At 61.9% G+C, this 16,532-nt stretch carries 5 protein-coding genes and 1 pseudogene; 5 read left to right on the top strand and 1 reads right to left on the bottom strand.

Translation table 11 applies throughout. The annotated features are described in order from the left end of the window. Positions 1-96: 96 nt before the first annotated feature. Positions 97-1,365 carry a hypothetical protein gene (locus QK291_RS14405; protein WP_282383092.1) on the top strand — a complete coding sequence of 423 codons (1,269 nt, stop codon included), beginning with the start codon at positions 97-99 and terminating at the stop codon, positions 1,363-1,365. 17 nt (positions 1,366-1,382) lie between these two features. On the opposite strand, the gene QK291_RS14400 is transcribed toward QK291_RS14405, so the two are convergent. Then, positions 1,383-7,844 carry a DUF4011 domain-containing protein gene (locus QK291_RS14400; RefSeq protein WP_282383090.1) on the bottom strand — a complete coding sequence of 2,154 codons (6,462 nt, stop codon included), beginning with the start codon at positions 7,842-7,844 and terminating at the stop codon, positions 1,383-1,385. Between the two features lie 383 nt (positions 7,845-8,227). Here QK291_RS14400 and QK291_RS14395 point away from each other — a divergent pair, with 383 nt between their 5' ends. The 4 genes and pseudogenes from QK291_RS14395 (at position 8,228) to QK291_RS14380 (ending at position 16,525) form a co-directional block, all read left to right on the top strand. After that, positions 8,228-9,475, top strand: coding sequence for a DNA cytosine methyltransferase (locus QK291_RS14395; RefSeq protein WP_348994580.1), 1,248 nt, complete (start codon positions 8,228-8,230; stop codon positions 9,473-9,475). Positions 9,476-9,736: 261 nt separating this feature from the next. After that, positions 9,737-9,922: pseudogene (locus tag QK291_RS14390) on the top strand (DNA cytosine methyltransferase); the annotation flags it as partial. A gap of 145 nt (positions 9,923-10,067) precedes the next feature. Further along, positions 10,068-14,717, top strand: coding sequence for a DEAD/DEAH box helicase family protein (locus QK291_RS14385; protein WP_282383086.1), 4,650 nt, complete (start codon positions 10,068-10,070; stop codon positions 14,715-14,717). Next, positions 14,717-16,525, top strand: coding sequence for a UvrD-helicase domain-containing protein (locus QK291_RS14380; RefSeq protein WP_282383085.1), 1,809 nt, complete (start codon positions 14,717-14,719; stop codon positions 16,523-16,525). Before QK291_RS14385 ends, QK291_RS14380 begins: the two co-directional genes overlap by 1 nt. The last annotated feature ends 7 nt before the right edge of the window (positions 16,526-16,532 follow it).

Below are 16,532 nucleotides of genomic sequence, written 5' to 3'. Positions count from 1 at the left end.
GCAAACAACGCCGCGGGCTCGCCGAAGAGTGAACACACCCTGAAGTCCCAAGCACGGGGTCCACGTCGACAACTACCCCTGTGGCAGAATCCTGCTGTGATCGAATCAAGTAACGAAGTCGGTATCCGCGTCTCCGAGAACAACGCTGTTCTCGTGGGAGACCCAGACCTGATCAGCACCCTCCTTTCGCGGTTGGATGTTGACGCTGAGCAGGTACAGAAGGCGGGCAGAGGGACAGTCGACCTCGTAGCGCAGGCCACGGGCATCGGGGCGGTCGTCTCGGCGCTGGACGGCAGCTGGGTGCAGCTCACCCCGGAGTCCCGTCAGAGGCTCATAGAGCTGGCAAACTTCAACGTTTCCCCCGGGGGCACGTTCAGCGGCGCCTTCCGGGGAGCGAAGGGGCAAATCGATTCGTTCGCCCAGTTCACCACGGGCGGCATGAACCCGCTGGTCATGTCGAACCTCGCAACGCTCACTGCGACGATGGCTCTTCAAAGTGCCGTCGCGCAGCTCGAGGATCTGGCGCGGGCTATGGACGTCAAGTTGGATCGCCTTCTTGAAGATAACCGCGCCAAGGCACTGGGCGACATCCAGGGCCTCACGCAGGTGCTCCTCCGTGCATTCGAGCTGTATAAGGAGACCGGCAAGATCACTGACACTGCCTGGTCTCAGGTCGCAGGTCATGCCACGGCCCTTGCACAGGCGAGTTCACACGCGCTGGCCCAGATAGAGACCCTGACGCAATCTCTGAAGGCGCGTTCCTTTGCCGATAAGGTGAACGCTGCCGAGACCCTTGCGGACAACGAGCTGCGTTCATGGCTCGTGATTCTTGCTGCTTGCCAAGCGAATCAGCAGCGTCTCGAGACGCTTGAGCTTGTTCATCTGCGCCAACACGACCCCGAGGCGGTCGAGGCACACGCCGCATCCATCCAGGTCTCTGCAACCAAGCGGAACGACGCCGCTGCGAACCGGCTGCAGTCCTTGGTGGATGCGCTGACATCGGCCGCCAACGTCAGCGACTTCAATCGTCTTCGAAGCCCACAGAAGAGCCGTTCGCTGCTGGACTCCGCTGAAAGCGCCAGCAGACTGATCGGCACCTTTGCGGAGATTTATGGGCTGGATGGCCTGGGCCAAGGAGAGGTCGAGCGAGAGACGTGGCGGAAGTCCTTGTCCGATTTGGCCAAAACCACGACGACGGCGGTTTCGTCGGTTGCAAAGGCCGTGCCAGTTGGTATCGCAAAGGTTAGCGGTGACGCTGTGATCCGGGCAGCGAGCCAAATCGAGGCCCAGCGGTCGACCACAAAAGACATGACTGCGCCGACTTCGGCGGAGCCTGCGGACCCGAAGGCCGTAGACGTCCGCTGATTCCGGCGATACTGCTGCTAACCAGCCAGGTGCACCACATCGCCGCGCAGCTCAAGCCGCTTGGTATCGACGCCGTACTGTAGGCCCGCGTTCAGCCGTGCGGTAATGCCAGCCGTCCTTCGCTTCCCGCCAAACAGCCTGATCGTTTCCCGGTGCAGCTCGCTGATCGAGATTCCGCCGGATAGCCGGACGATTTCGACCATCGCGTTCCGGAGTTCAACCACGCTGATGTGCTCCGGCTTCCGGTCAGTGTCCGGCCCATTCGGTCGAAACTCCGTCCAGGCATCGCGGTCAACCGCCGCGTCCCAGATAAATCCGTCCCGATCGCAACGGTGAACGGATGAATCCAAAGCATCCAGGACGGAGTTGCCCCGGTCCGGATGCATCTTCTTGAGGTCGAAGGCCAGGCAGACCAGCCTGGCCAGCCGCTCCTGATGAATCGGACCCTCCGCGTCAACGATGGTTCGGAGGGCTTCACGTACGGCGAGCACGGACCGCCGGGAAGGCAGGTCGTCCAGGACGTCCCTGCTGCCGAGGCGACGGACGGTCCACGGCTCGTACCCGGGACGATCACGCTCGACGACAGCCGTCGCAGATCCGGGCCCACCGCCCGCCGGAGCAAGCAACGGGGCCGGCGGGTCAACGGGGACCGCCGTGAATGCCGGTGGCAGCGGGCTGGTCAAAGCGACTCCGGGAAGGGAAACGGCCGACTCGTCGTGCAAGACCTCGGTTCCCGCGGACGGAGCAGGCTCTGCGTCCGGACACGCCAATCCCGAGCCGACGGCAGCGAACGCCTTCTCAAGCTTGTCCAGCACGGCATCGCGGCCACCGAGCCAGGCGGGCAGCCAGACCCGCTGCACGGCGGGCCACTGCATCATGCGGGTCAGAACGTCGCCCGGCAGCCCGTCGCGGTCGCCCGCGGTACGGCGCGCCGCCCACACGGGGCTGTCCAGGAGGACAGCCATCAGCGGCCGTCCCGGCGCGTCCGGAGAGGCGACGCTGATGTCAACCTTGAAATCAGACAGTCCAACGTCGGTAGCGACGGTAAAGCCGCGGTCGCGCAGCGCGTCAGCGATTTCCTCGCGGTGCAGGTCCACGGCGAGGCTTCGCCGGCCGTCATAGGGCAGCGCACCGGTCCCCTGCTCGGCAAGGTCCAGGTATGTGCGAAGGTGCTTGATCCCGACAGAACTTGTCTCCTCGGCACGAAGTTCGGACGGGCTGAAGCTGGAGAAGACAATCACCTGCCGCCGGGCCCGGGTCACTGCGACGTTGAGCCTCCGCTCACCACCGGCACGGTTCAGCGGACCGAAGTTCAGCGGCAGGTAGCCCTTGTCGTTCTTGCTGAAGCCGGTGGAGAAGAGGATGACGTCGCGCTCGTCACCCTGGACGTTTTCGAGGTTCTTGACGAAGAGCCCTTCCGGGTCCTCATCGAGTGCCTTGATGATCCGGGGATCGTCGGTGTCCCGCAACAGGCCCTCGATCAGCGCGCGCTGCTGAAGGTTGAAGGTCACGACGCCGACGGACGGTGAGCTGTCGCCGGCCCCGAATCGCCGTTGCACTTCCTCGACGATTGCCTTCGCTTCGATGGGATTGGTCCGCAATACCTTCGAAGGTCCGGAGCGGTGGAACTGCCCGTCGACCCTGACGAAGTTGACGCCGTGGCCGCGGAGCCCGGCGTCGGGAGCCCCGTGGGACGGCCCGGGGAAGGACGAGAGCTTGCTGTCGTAGTACTGCTGGTTGCTGAAGGCGATCAGGGATTCGTCCTGGCTCCGATAATGCCAGGACAGCCATTGCCGGGGCACCCTCGCCTCCACACACTCGGAAAGGATGGATTCCATGTCCTCCACGGCAGTGGCATCGGTCTCCAGATCGTCCAGCGAGTCCCCGGATGACTCCGCGAACGACGTCGGGGGCATCTGCTTGCTGTCCCCCACCACCACCACGGAGGCACCGCGGCCCATGGCGCCGACGGCGTCCGCCACGCGGATCTGGGAAGCCTCGTCGAACACGACGATGTCGAAGAGGTCCGCCTTTGCCGGGAAGAACCGCGCCACCGAATCTGGGCTCACAAGGGTGCAGGGCATGATCTGCGTGATGAGGTCGGCGTAGCCCTCCATGAGTTTGCGGACCGTGCGGCCTCCCCTTTGGCGGTTCAACTCGCGTTGCAGCTCCCCCATCCGGCCGGAGTTCGACGACGCCGAGACCTTCCGTGAGCCGACGACGCCGGCTGCCAGGTTGCGCTTCAGGAGCTCCCGTACGGCAGTGGCCCGGCTAGTGAACCTCTCGATGGTCCGCTCGTGCGCCTGGACATCGAAGTCCTGCAAACCCGTCGCTGCCTGCCGCTCCACCAACGAGCTTTCGGCGAGGCCGCGTTCGAATGCCGTCGCGGCGTCATCGGCGTCGAGTGAACCGTCGAGAATAGCCGCGCGGACTTCGCTGAGTCCAACGCCACGGAGCGGCTCAACGTGGGCGAGGAGCTCACGCCACCGCTGGAGAGGCAGCGACCCTGCGCCATCCAGCACCCGAGCGGTCCGGGTCAGGAGCCAGACGCCCAGAAGACCCTGGTCTCCTGTCCACCGCGTGAGTTCTGCAGCGTCGACGGCGGCATCCGCAGCAAACGCGTCCCAGGCCGCCGCGAGTTCGCGGAGCCAGCCGATCAGGTTCCCGTGGACCGCCGGTCCCCGCTCAAGGAAGTCGCGCAGGGCAGTTTGGAAGGTCGGACCGTCATCGGTGACGGTGGGGTGCACGGCCTGCGCGGCCCACCGCAGCCACCCCAGCCGGCGGTTCAACGCCTCCTGGTCAGCCGCTGTGAGGGGGTTCCAGGCGTGCAGGACGCCGACGCCGGGAACAGACTCGGTTTCGGCCCGCAGCTGAAGGACCTGGTGCTGCGCTGCGACCAGGTTCGCCAGCAGGGGTACGAGCTCCTTGGGCCGGATCTCGGCGCCAGTGTGAACCACGGTGTCCAGCTCTGCAGCAACGACGCGCAGACGCTTCTTGCGCCCGAAGAAACCGCTGGCGGCCGCCTGCTGCGCCCGCCCTTGGATTTCCTGCAGGGGAAGCTCCATGGCCTCCGGCGCAACCTTGTCCAGGCCGGGGTGGTTGACAGCGGCGAAGGCCGTCACCAGCTGCTCCAAGTTCCGGGCGCCTGTGGACCATTCGCCCGACCGGATCACATCCAACGTTTCTACGGGGACGGTCCGGTCTGCCAGGAGGGCAGCGAGCGTCTCGACGTCGGACGGCTGCTTGGCGGACCGCAGGACGGCGTCAAGACCGGCAACGGAACGAACGGCGTCGAGCGCTGCATCGATACGGCGCCCGACAGTGAGCAGCTGATTGGCTTGGGCATCGGTGACCGGGCGCCCGACAAACCGCCAGGGGTGGTCCGCCGCGGGCCGTGCCCGATCGGTGAATTCCGGCAGCTCACGGAACAGGGCGCGGAGTGGCTCCAGAACAGTGTCATTGGCGGACGCCGCAAACCCCGCGCCCAGATTCAGGGCCGGATCATCAGGCTCAAAGGTGAGCGCCTTGGTCCGGGCGCTGTACATTGACAGCTTCGCGCCGTTTTCCTCGTGCAGCCGGGCGGCGTAGCGGACCAACGTCCGGCGAGCGGCCGCCAGATCTGTGGCTGCGGTGTCCAGCTGCTGCGTGTCAGCGGCCAGACTGAGCTCGAGCGCGTTCTTGATCTGGGCGCGGACCACGGCCGGCTTGCTCCCCTTGTCATGCAGGTCCAGGGAAAATGGCGCCATCCCCACTTCGGCGAGGCGCTTCTGGACGACGTCCAGCGCGGCGCGTTTTTCTGCCACAAAGAGCACCCGCTTGCCATCCACGATTGCGCGGGTGAGCAGGTTGGTAATCGTCTGGGACTTGCCGGTACCGGGAGGTCCTTCGAGCACGAAGGTCTGGCCGGCGACGGCCGACGCCACAGCCTGCAGCTGTGACGAGTCCGCGGGGATCGGGCACAGTGCGGCAAGAGCGTCGAGGTCGACGTCGGCAGTCACGCTTACCGGGTCCTGGAACACTTCCGTCGGGGTGCTGATGAGATGGTCCACGAGCTTGTTCGTGGCGAACTGTTCCCAGTTCTCGTCCAGGTCCTTCCAGAGCCTGAACTTGGCAAACTGGAGCATGGACAGGTCCACGGTGTTCTCCACCCGGAACGCCAGGCCCTTGGCCGATACTGCCTCCCGGACGGCGTCGAACGCGGCGTCCAGGTCAATGCCGGAACCGTCTTCGGCTGGCGCAGCCAGCCCGGGTATCCTGAGTCCGTGGGATTGGGCGAGCTTCTCGAGCAGGCAGTAGTTGGGCGTGGATTGGCCTGCCTCGTCCAGCGTGACGCGGTACAGCCCGTTCTTTCCAGCCGACGTCAGGTTGACGGGGACCAGTACAAGTGGCGAGCGCAGGGTACGGCCATCGAGTTCCCAGAGCAGGCTGCCGAGGGCCAGGTACAGGTTGTTGGCGCCGGTTTCTTCTATCTGGGTCTTGGCCTTGTAGGCCAGGCCGCGCATTTTGGAGTTGTAAGCCTCTTCGGTGACCTCGGCGAAGACGGCCTTCTTCGAGCTGAGCATGCCAATCAGTTCGTCTTGCGGGAGGTCGCGGCCGAAGCGGATCCCGCGTTCCTGATGGACGGCGCTGATCTGGTTGGACGGAATCAGGCTGATGGGGGTGTCGTTGTTGATGAGGTCCTCGAAGGCCCCGATCCACGAAGCGGGAACGGCTAAGGGGAAGCGTGCCGTGTCCGTGAAGTTGATGAGGCGGTTCCGCAGGCTGAGGTCCAGCAGTGCGTTCTTCCACTGGGTAACGCGTGGAGGAACATCCGAGGTGGTCCCGTCCGTCCGCGAGGCCCTTCCCTGCTTCACGGGGAGGACAGGGACTGACTTGGCCTCTGGGACGTAGTTCGTGACTACCGTGTCCCCTGTTGCCGACGTGGTCCGGGCGGGCAACGGGTAGATACCATCGAGGCGGGCACGGCGGATATCTGTGACCGCATAAATGTCCCCTTGTCCCGCTTCGATGTAGTTCGCTTCCGGTCCCTTACGCAGCAGGGCCGGCGTGATGGGCTGTTTACCCGTGAGCAGGGTGGTCTCGATCAGACCGATGAGGCCTCGCTGGACCAGACTGACCAGTTCCACCACGTCGTCTGAGGCCGCGGTATCCAGTGCTCGCTCCTCGCGCCAGTACCCGAGGAAGGCATGACCTTCGACGATCCAGAGCTGGGGCCGGATGCCGCAGAATTCCAGGGCCGCAGCCATAACGACGGTCGTGTCCAGACAGGTCCCGAGTCGGTCCTCCAGCACTTGAGCGGGGGTGCGGATCTGCTGGCCCTGCAGGCCCCAACTGGCGGGAGGCATGCTGTAGCGGATGTCGCGGTTGCTGGCCGCCTGGGCCACGGCGAAGACGATCTGATCCACGCGGTCGGCGTCGGCCAGGTACCCGTCCAGGCTGCTGCTGCCGGTCGTCGCCGCCAAGAGATCCGCCGCCTCGGAGACCAGCTTGCCGATGGCCGGGTGATGGGGCTGGACGAAGGCGGCCAGGAACTCATAGGACGCCAGGCCGTTGCCGGCGATCCAGAGCTGAGCCGGTAGGAGCTGGATCCGGGCTTCGGACCGGCCGATTTCCGAGGTTCCGCTGCCGGGCGCGCCGGACTCGACGGTGACCACCACCCGGCCCGGCTGCTTGTCGGACAAGTCGTACATGGTCTGCGCCGCGACGTGGACGTCCAGATCGTCCAGGACGATCGATTGTCCGGCCGCCAGGTCGATGTACTGCTGGAAGTCTTCTGAGATCCGGCCAGCGCTGGCGAGCACCTCAACCCGAATCACGGCGCCGCGGATTTCCGTGCCCGGGTTCGTAATCACCACCTGGCGCAAGAACCTGAAATCGTTATGCACCATGGGATAGCTGAGGGCTTCGGCGGCTGTGATCTCGACGGATACCGCGTGTTGCTTCGCCGGATTTTCGGCAGCAGCCCCACCGGACTGTTCCGCGTCCCCAGTTTCAGGGTCACCTATTCCGGTCTCGTCGACGTCGGCGGGTTCCCTTGCGCCGTCCCCTGCATCGCGGATCTTATAGTCATCCAACAGGGCAGTGAGTGCCTGGGATGCCCCATCTAGCTGGAGGTGCTTGGCCAGCCGACCGGCGGTGTCCAATGCGCGGTAGGTGTCCGCGTCATCGAAGCTCTCGTTGTGGGCCCAGAGGTTGCGGATCTGTCGGAGCTCGGAGGTGTGGCTGCGGGCGTCATGGGCCAGGTTGAAGGGGTAGCCAAGGGCGCCCAAGGGTTCTGTCATGACGCGGAGCTGCACGCTCAGATCAGTGGCGGAGTAACTTTGCGTCGTTCTTCCAGCACTGGCGTCCTTGTGCTCCAGGAGCTTGGGCCACGAAATCCCGGGCGCAACACCCTCCAGAACTGACGCAATGTAGGAGCCAAGGCCCGCCGCCAAAGTCTCCAGTGCACGTCCGACGTACTCGCGGTTGGAAAGCCCCATTTGTGTTCCCCCATCTTCGGCGCGTGCGCCGACCATCAAGTTAGTTCAGAGTAGTGCTCCATCGGAAAGCTCCGAAGCTCCGAAGCTCCGACCATCTTCGCTCGGAGCGGGTACAACGGCCACCGGAGTTCGCCACTTTCAACCTACGATACGGATGCAACAAGCGACATCGTCTAACCGCTCGGGAATTGCTGGCTCTGAAGCCCTACCGCGATGTCCGCGCGATCCGAAAAACTCAACGCCCTGGGCCTGCTACCTGACGCGATCCAGACCGCTAGTACCGCGGGTAGGAGCACCACTGGCCGGCGAGAACTGCTCATGATCGGTTGGAAACCGGCGATGCTGGTCCGTTGGTGACCTGTCGACCGATAAGATCGTGTCCCATGACCATCGCGCAATCGGACCCAACTCCTTCTGACGCTCGAATGGTGGATCTCTTCGCCGGTCCGGGTGGATTGGATGTCGCTGCACACTGGCTGGGATTGTCCGTGGCCGGTATCGAGTGGGACGAGAATGCCTGCGCAACCAGGCTTACCGCCGGCCTGGAAACCGTGCAAGGTGACGTTCGGGAGCACGGTCCGGCCGAGTTCCCCCATGCGACGATCCTCACCGGGGGGCCTCCGTGTCAGACGTACACCGTGGCCGGGGCAGGTGCCGGCCGCAAGGCCCTGAACCAGGTCCTATCCTTCATTGCGCGCATGGTCGATGGGGACGACATCACCGATGAGCTAGCCGCGTTAGAAGATGAACGAACCGGGCTGGTGCTGCAGCCGCTGCGATGGGCGCTTGAGGCCCATCAGGCGGGGAACGCCTACAAAGTGATCGTCTTGGAGCAGGTGCCAGCGGTCCTGCCGGTATGGGAGGCCATGGCGACGGTCCTGGAGACACTCGGTTACAAGACTGTGACAGGGGTACTCCACGCGGAGGAGTACGGAGTCCCGCAGACCCGCCGCCGCGCGATCCTTATCGCGAACCGATACCTCACACCTGCCCTTCCCGTCCCGACGCACCAGCGGTTCAGGAGCAGACAAGTCCAAGCGTCCGCCGAGCAACCTGCTTTGCTACCATGCCAGAGCATCGGCAAGACCCTTGACCGACGAGAGCCTTTCGAGCTGGTCTCCAATTATGGAACCGGCGGCGATCCGAAAGCCCGTGGTCGGCGCACTTCGAAGGAACCAGCTTTCACGGTTACCGGGAAAGTCTCTCGAAATCGCTTGTTCTCAAACGAGGGTGAACTCGATCGACTCAAAGTTTCAGAAGCGGGCCGTCTCCAGACGTTCCCCGCTGACTACCCATGGTCGGGCAAGGACGTCTCCCAGCAGATCGGTAACGCCATTCCACCGCGGCTCGCCGCACACGTCCTGGCAGCAGCCCTCGGCCGAGAACTCCCCCCGGGTTTCCTCGACACGATGACAAGATCACAATGGAGTGCCATCGACAGCGAGACCAGAAAAGCAGCGCGCCACACGGAGCATGCTCACGGCTGTCCCGCGCCCGGGGAGGAAGCAGACTTCGCTCCGGCCCCAGATCTGAGCCTTGATGCGAGGGAGGGGCGGGGAGTTGAAGACGGTCGCAACGAGTATCTCCCGCAGCCTCTTTCCGCCACACCTTCGGGCGTCCTCTCAATATGAGCCTCCCCCCGACGGACTGCAGTCAGACCTCGCGAATAATGGATTTCCGGGACTGAGGATGATTGCTGCTGACCCGGCATGGGTCATGCCCAGCAGGCGGGCGGAGCGAAAAGTGATGGCAGCAACCGGTGGGGAGGGATATCACGGGCCGGTCCAACACAGATCCCAAGAGCGCGAATCCGTCGATGGCCGGATGTCGAAGCAGCGCCGTGGAGGCACCGCTTCATAGTGACGGTCGAGGAATTTTGAGCGGCAGACTATCTGGTCGATTCGCCACCGCAATGGAGAAGGGGACGCTGTCTGCACCCGCCGGAGCACCGGGCTATAACCCACCTCGAGGCGGCCAGGCTGCAAGGGTTTCCGGACGACAGGCTGTGGGCCGGCTCGCAGACTGCGATCGCAAAACAGATCGGCAAGGGAGCTCCAAGTCCACTAGGGCGCGCCATAGCATCGCGGTTACTGCAACGTTTGTGGGACATTTCGCCACCTATCCTCGGGCGAAGACCAAAACTGTCGGTTCTGAATGATAGGAATGATGGACAATGCACCGGCGTAAGCCGACGGCACTCTTGTCAAATGGGGGATGGAACCAATGAGGGTTCAGGAGTCATGGGCTGGGGCGGCTTCACCGCTCAGCAAGTTTGTTACAGCGGAAACGGAAAGCGCCCTCAACGCTTATCGGGCCCGACCGGATCTCGTTCGCGAACACAGCAATATCGAGGCGGCCATCTCTCAGAGCGGTTACGGTCGGAAACAGCTCAACGAGCTCGTCCAGAATGCAGCTGACGCAATCAAGGAACCGGGCGGCCGCATCCGTGTGGTTCTGACAACGGATGCACTCTATTGTGCAAACGAAGGGCAGCCCTTCACAGAAGCCGGTTTCCGCACCCTCATGCTGTCTCACTCCTCCGAGAAGCGTGACGACGAGATCGGCCGTTTTGGCCTTGGGTTCAAGTCGGTCATTCAGGTCACGGCAGAGCCCAAAATTTTCAGCCGAAGTGGCTCTGTTGCATGGAGCCAGGATCAAAGTCGGATGCTTCTGGAAAGCCTCTATCCGGGCCTGGACGCCTATCCAATTCTGCGGTTAGCCACCCCGGTGGACCCCGACCTCGAAGCCGCGAAGGACCCGGTCCTCTCTGATCTTTTTGAATGGTCCACCACGGTGGTCAAGCTTCCCTTGAGTGGCAGCGTCACGTGGCTCTCGGAAGAGATGAAGAAGTTTCCCGAGGAGTTTCTCCTCTTCTCCGACAAAATCGGTTCCCTCGAATTTGAGGACAAGGTTCAGAGCTCTTCATGGACGTGGACCGCAGCTCGGGACGTCAATCGCGTAACTCTCTCCAACGGCACCGACGGCAACGAATGGCTCATTTTCAAAAATAGTCACGAAGTCAGCACCCAAGCTGCAATTGAGGCTGGAAGCATAGCTGCACGACAAAATGTTGACGTGACTTGGGCCGTTCCGTTGACTGGCAACCAACGCCGCAAGATGGGCCGATTCTGGAACTACTTCCCGACTCAGCATGAGACTTCGCTTCGTGGCATCGTTAACGCGGCCTTTAAAATGAACGAAGACCGCCACAGCATGCTTGAGTCCCAATACAATCGGGAAATTCTTACCCGCACCCTTCCTCGGATGGTGGCAAGCGCACTGCCTGACCTCGGAACACCCGAAGACCCGGCTTTGTTTTTGGACATTCTCCCGTCGCGTGACAAGGAGTCAAGCTCGTGGGCCGACTCTGTAATCAACAAACCCATCTTTGAAATCCTGCCCTTCGCACCGTGTCTGCCGGACAGATCCGGCGTGCTCAGGCTCCCTAGCGAAATCAAAGTACAACCTGCGCTGGAAGAAGCAACTCGCCTCATCGCTCTTTGGGACTCATGGGTCACTTTGGACCGCCATTGGTTGCACTCGTCAGCCCTTCGGCGGGACTCCCAGGTCATGCGCATTTTGAAGGAGGCAAACCTTAAGCGCGCATCCCTTGAGGAGTGGCTGGAAGAAGTTGTCGCAGCTGGAGAGCTTCAGGACTACGAGAACGCCCTGCAGCTCGCCGCGATGATCGACAAGTCTTACACAGATTACCGGCCCGCGATGAGGCGAAGCCGAATCGTGCTGATGTCAGATGGCAGCGTCCAGCCGCCGATTATTTCTAGGGTTTTTCTCCCCATGAAGGCCGACGACGAGTCACCCAATATTGTGTCCTACGAACTAATGCATCATGGGAATGCGAACTCGTACCTTCGGGCCCTGGACCTCCAGGCACAGGACGGCCGGGGCATCGTCAGCCGCGTCGCCAACGACGTCGCTGGCGGCTATGCAGACCCGGAACTGGCCGCATCCCTCTGGAAACTCACCCGCTCGCTTGCCGTCCCAGAAAGTCTGGCCATAGTTAATGAGCGGACAGACCCCACGAAGATTCTGGTACGTTGTCGCGATCATAAGTGGCGTCAACTAGGTGACGTCTGGCTGTCGGGTGGCCTGATCCCGCAGACCAGCGTCGGGGACGAGCATGTTCTTGTGGACGATCAGTTTCACGCCCACGACATCGCCCTGCTGAGAAACCTCGGAGCAAGAACGTCGCTCGGAGACGCAAAGATGGTCCGCACCGGCGGCTCCTACGATCTGTGGAAAACCGGGGAAGCAGGCCGCTTATCCGACCAGTCGAAAAATGGGCCTGTCCGGCTTTCCGAAGCGGGGATACGCTTTGGTCAGGCATTGACCACAGATGGACTACACCTCCTCGTCAGTGCATCAGCAGCCACCCGCGCGAAAGTCACTCGCACTATTCTGAGCCGGCCACAGTACCCGACCAAAGTCGACTTCAGCAGCGGCTTCCGGGCCTCTGAGACTATCGACGGCCCGGACCTTTGGTGGGTCAAAAAGCATGGCGCCTTTGAAACCCCGCTCGGAACCATAGACACGAAACACTGCGTTGGAAGGATTGATGGGGTACCCGCAGACTATTTGCCTTTCCCGGGCGATGAGAGCGCGGCAGCCGTACGCCTACCCAGCGATCCTCGCCAAGTCCACTGGAGCTCCGTCCTCGTTCTGGCAGAGCAGCGTCTGCCGATGCTCCAGCTGCACGAACTCTATGGAGCTTTGGCTGCCCTAGATGTCCGTCCGCCGAAGGAGCTCCTGACGCCCCTTAGCGGGGGCCGGAACACACGCTATTTGACGTCGGATGTTGTTCTGGCCGCCGACCTTAAGTCCCGGGACTACCTTGTTGAAAAAGCGGACGTACCCGTCTTATACACGGGCCATCCGGATCTGGACGAAGCTTTGGCTGAGAACTGGGGAATCAAACCGGTCATTGTGGAGTTCCATACTTCTGCCCGCGCCACGCCGGTAGATGGAGAAACGCCGGAAAGTATCAGGTCGAGGTTCCCCTTCCTCAAACGCACGGCCAGTGAAGTTTCCGTTCAAACCCTGTGTGTTCCGTGCGTCTCAGTTGATGAAGTTCAGACGAACAGCTTTGACTCGCGTTCTGAAGCCACGCCTAAAGCGTCCTACCTCCAGGATGGTGTCCTCTACTACCGGGCACCGCAAGGCGACCAGGCGCTGCTCACAACAATTCTCGGTGCCTTCGGCAGTAAACGCGCGACAGCGCAGGTCATGCAGGCAATGCGGCAGCTCAAGAAGGACGACGAAGCCCAAGCTCGAATCGGACGAGTCAACAAGCAAAAAACGGATGCCGGCAAGATCGCCGAACTTGTTGGCCGGGAGACCCTCCAAAAGCTAATTCCAGACGCGGTCATGAAGATGCTGGACGCCCGTGAACTTGAGCTCACCGACGAACGCCTGTTCGAGATCGTTAGCAATCTGCACGGCAGCAGTCTCCTCAAGGTGCTCAAACCAGCACTTTCCGAGGCAGGCATTGAAACGCCCGATCAGTTCCGCGGTGGGCGCACGGCCCAAGAGTTCGTGAAAGAACTCGGGTTCTCCCCGGCTATGGCTGGAGAGTCAATCAAGAAGAAGCCCGAACGCGAAGAGTTCGTTGGACCGGTGGGTTTGAACCCCCTCCACCCGTACCAGGAAACGACCAGCAAGAAGATCGTCGACCTCCTTGCCGGGGATACCAAGCACAGCCGCGGTTTGGTTCAGTTGCCCACGGGTGCTGGCAAGACACGCGTGGCCGTTGAATCCGTCATTAGAGATATCAAATCGTCGCCGAAGGGCGAACACCGCCTGGTCATCTGGATTGCTCAATCTGAAGAACTCTGCGAGCAGGCCATAGACACTTGGACCTACGTCTGGCAGGCGGCGGGGGTTCCCGGTGAGCGAATGGCGGTGAGCCGGTTGTGGGGCGGGAACAGCGCCATCCGAGAAGAAACGAAACTTCACCTCGTCGTCGCAACCATTCAGACGCTGGCTAGCATTCAGCAGAATCGTCGCCCCATGTACGAATGGATGTCTAACCCGGACTTGGTCATTATCGATGAAGCCCACGGGGCGACTGCAACTTCTTACACCCCGGTTCTTTCCTGGTTTGGCCGCTCATTCACCGAGAAATCGCGGTCGCTGCTAGGTCTTTCGGCAACGCCGTATCGGGGCACGAACGAGAAGGCGACTGAGCGGCTGGTTGCCCGGTTCGGACACAACCTCATCGAGCCTCATGAATTCACCGCGGAAAACGCCCACGAGTACCTCCAAGGCATGGGTGTTTTGGCCAAGGTGAACCACGAAGAGCTGAAAGGTATCGAGCTCACGCTGAAAGACATGCGCTCGGCCACGGACGAAGATTCCCAGAGCGCCATGCTCGAGGCCCGGATCGACCTGCAGCAGGTTGCGGACAGCACCCAACGAAACGAAGCCATTCTGGACCACATCAAGGCATCCGAAACGAAGGGACCGACTCTGGTCTTCGCCGCCTCGGTAGAGCATGCCGAGGCGCTCGCCGCCGTCCTGTCCGTTGAGGGCATACCTGCGGCCGCCATCTCCGGCAAGACTGATCTGGGCCACCGGCGTTCCATCATCGAGGACTTCCGCAACGGAAAGATCCGTGTGCTGACCAACTTCGATGTGCTGACTCAGGGATTCGACGCACCCAAGGTCGACGCCGTGTACGTTTGCCGGCCAACATTTTCCCCCAACAAATACATCCAGATGATCGGCCGCGGCCTCCGCGGACCGCTCAACGGAGGAAGCGAAGAAGTTCTGATCGTCAACGTCAAAGACAATCTGGACCAGTACGGCCACAAGCTGGCGTTCACCCAGCTGGACTATCTGTGGAAGGTCGATGCGTAGTGCTCGCTGAGATAAAGCTCGACGAAAGTCAGCGAGCGGTCGCGGAAGCCGAGCCTGATGCTCGAATGTTCGTCACGGCAGCGGCTGGCCAAGGAAAAACCGAGGTCTTGCTGGCCCGAGTCAAGACCCTGGTGGAAGATGGCCTGAACCCAGCCGATGAGATACTCGTCCTCAGCTTTTCTCGGGCCGCCGTCGAGGCGGTCAGGAAGCGGGCACGCATCCATGATCTCGATGGGCTTCAAATCCGAACGTTCGACTCCTTTGCGGCGCAGATTCTGATCGACATGGACGAAGAGACTCTGGGCGATAGCTTTGACGCCCGGATCCGAAAAGCCACGAAATACATCGCCGGAGACGAAACGCCCGATCGGGTCACTTATCTAAAGCACATCCTGGTCGATGAAGCTCAGGACCTCGTGGGCGACCGCGCGGAGCTCGTCATGGCGTTATTCTCCGCTCTAGGCGACGACTTGGGTTTCACCGTGCTCGGCGACCCATTGCAGGGCATTTACGACTTCCAGCTGGAAGAATCCGAGTCCAAACTCACCTCGGCGGAGCTCATCGAAACGCTCGTCAAGGAGTTTGACGCTGACCAACTGACGCTGGCAAAGCACTACAGGGCGGTGACCGATCGGACGAGGGAGCTCATCTCCGTTGGTGACGAGATCCGCCACCTGGGGGCACTCGACGAGTCAGCGTGCGAGGCCGCCCACAGCCTGCTCGACGATTTCCGCAGGGAAGTTTCCAGCACCTCCGTACTAAATGAGTCCGGCGCGCTCAGTCCGAACGACGGCGACACAACGGCTCTGCTTTGTTCGACCAACTACGAGGTCCTCATCGCGAGCGAGCTCCTTTGGGAAAACGGCTATCCGCACCTGATCCGGCGAAAGGCCCAGGACATGAGCGTGGCGCCGTGGGTTCATCAGGTCTTCAAGGACCTGGAAGATAGGACGTACGACGCCGGTGAGATCAAGTCCCGACTGAACGACCTTTTTGGAGAGGCAGCAGCCGACCGCTGGCTCGCCTTGAAGACAGCCGAGGGCAACTTCTCCGCCTACGACTCCCTGAATGTCCCCCAGCTTAGCCAACGGCTGCGCAGCAGATCGATTCCCTTGACCCTCACGGTGGCCGACGTCGCTCCGCTGATTGTTTCGACAGTACATCGGGCCAAAGGGCTCGAGTTCACCAATGTCCTCTACCTGCAGCCGCCATCCGGTGGGCCGGCGGCAAAAATAAACGCGGACACGTTAAAGCAGAAATACGTGGCTCTCAGCCGAGCTCGCGAGGAGATTATTTCCACCAAGCTCCCAAAGAATCTACTCAAAAGGATGGACTCCGCAAACGGGCGCTGGCTGGAGAAGGCTTACGGCAAAAACGGCCTGTACACGGACCGCATGGAATTCGCTAATTCGGACATTGACGACGTGTCCCCTTACTACCCCTCAACCGGAGACGCCCAAGCGGTGCAGAAACACCTCGTCCTCGACGAACTTCTGGGCGAGATCGTGTCCGGAACCCTCCAGGGAGACGAACCTGGCCCCGGCGAGGTACCGCGTTACGTTCTCGCCACCAGGGATGGAAGGGTGATCGGTCGAACGAGCCAGTCGTTCGGTTATGACTTCAAAAGATCCTTCGGCTTCAAGTACAGCCGGAACTGGAGATGGCCCGCGGGCTTCACAGGCGCGCGGGTGACCTCGATTGAATGTGCCACCGGGCACCCGGAAGAAACAAGACTCTCGGGCCTAGGGGCATCCGGCATGTGGCTTGTACCCCGCCTCACCGGTCTTATCCGCCAGATCCGCGACTAGGAGAATT

Source organism: Arthrobacter sp. AL12, from assembly GCF_029960645.1.
Taxonomy (GTDB): domain Bacteria; phylum Actinomycetota; class Actinomycetes; order Actinomycetales; family Micrococcaceae; genus Arthrobacter.
The sequence above is the reverse complement of the archived record's forward strand: the minus strand, read 5'-3'. Positions and strand labels throughout refer to the sequence as shown.

What these genes read in the sequence shown, in the direction of transcription:
- QK291_RS14400 (WP_282383090.1), bottom strand. Translation starts at nt 7,844, where the DNA reads ATGGGGCTTTCCAACCGCGAGTACGTCGGACGTGCACTGGAGACTTTG.
- QK291_RS14395 (WP_348994580.1), top strand. Translation starts at nt 8,228, where the DNA reads ATGACCATCGCGCAATCGGACCCAACTCCTTCTGACGCTCGAATGGTG.
- QK291_RS14385 (WP_282383086.1), top strand. Translation starts at nt 10,068, where the DNA reads ATGAGGGTTCAGGAGTCATGGGCTGGGGCGGCTTCACCGCTCAGCAAG.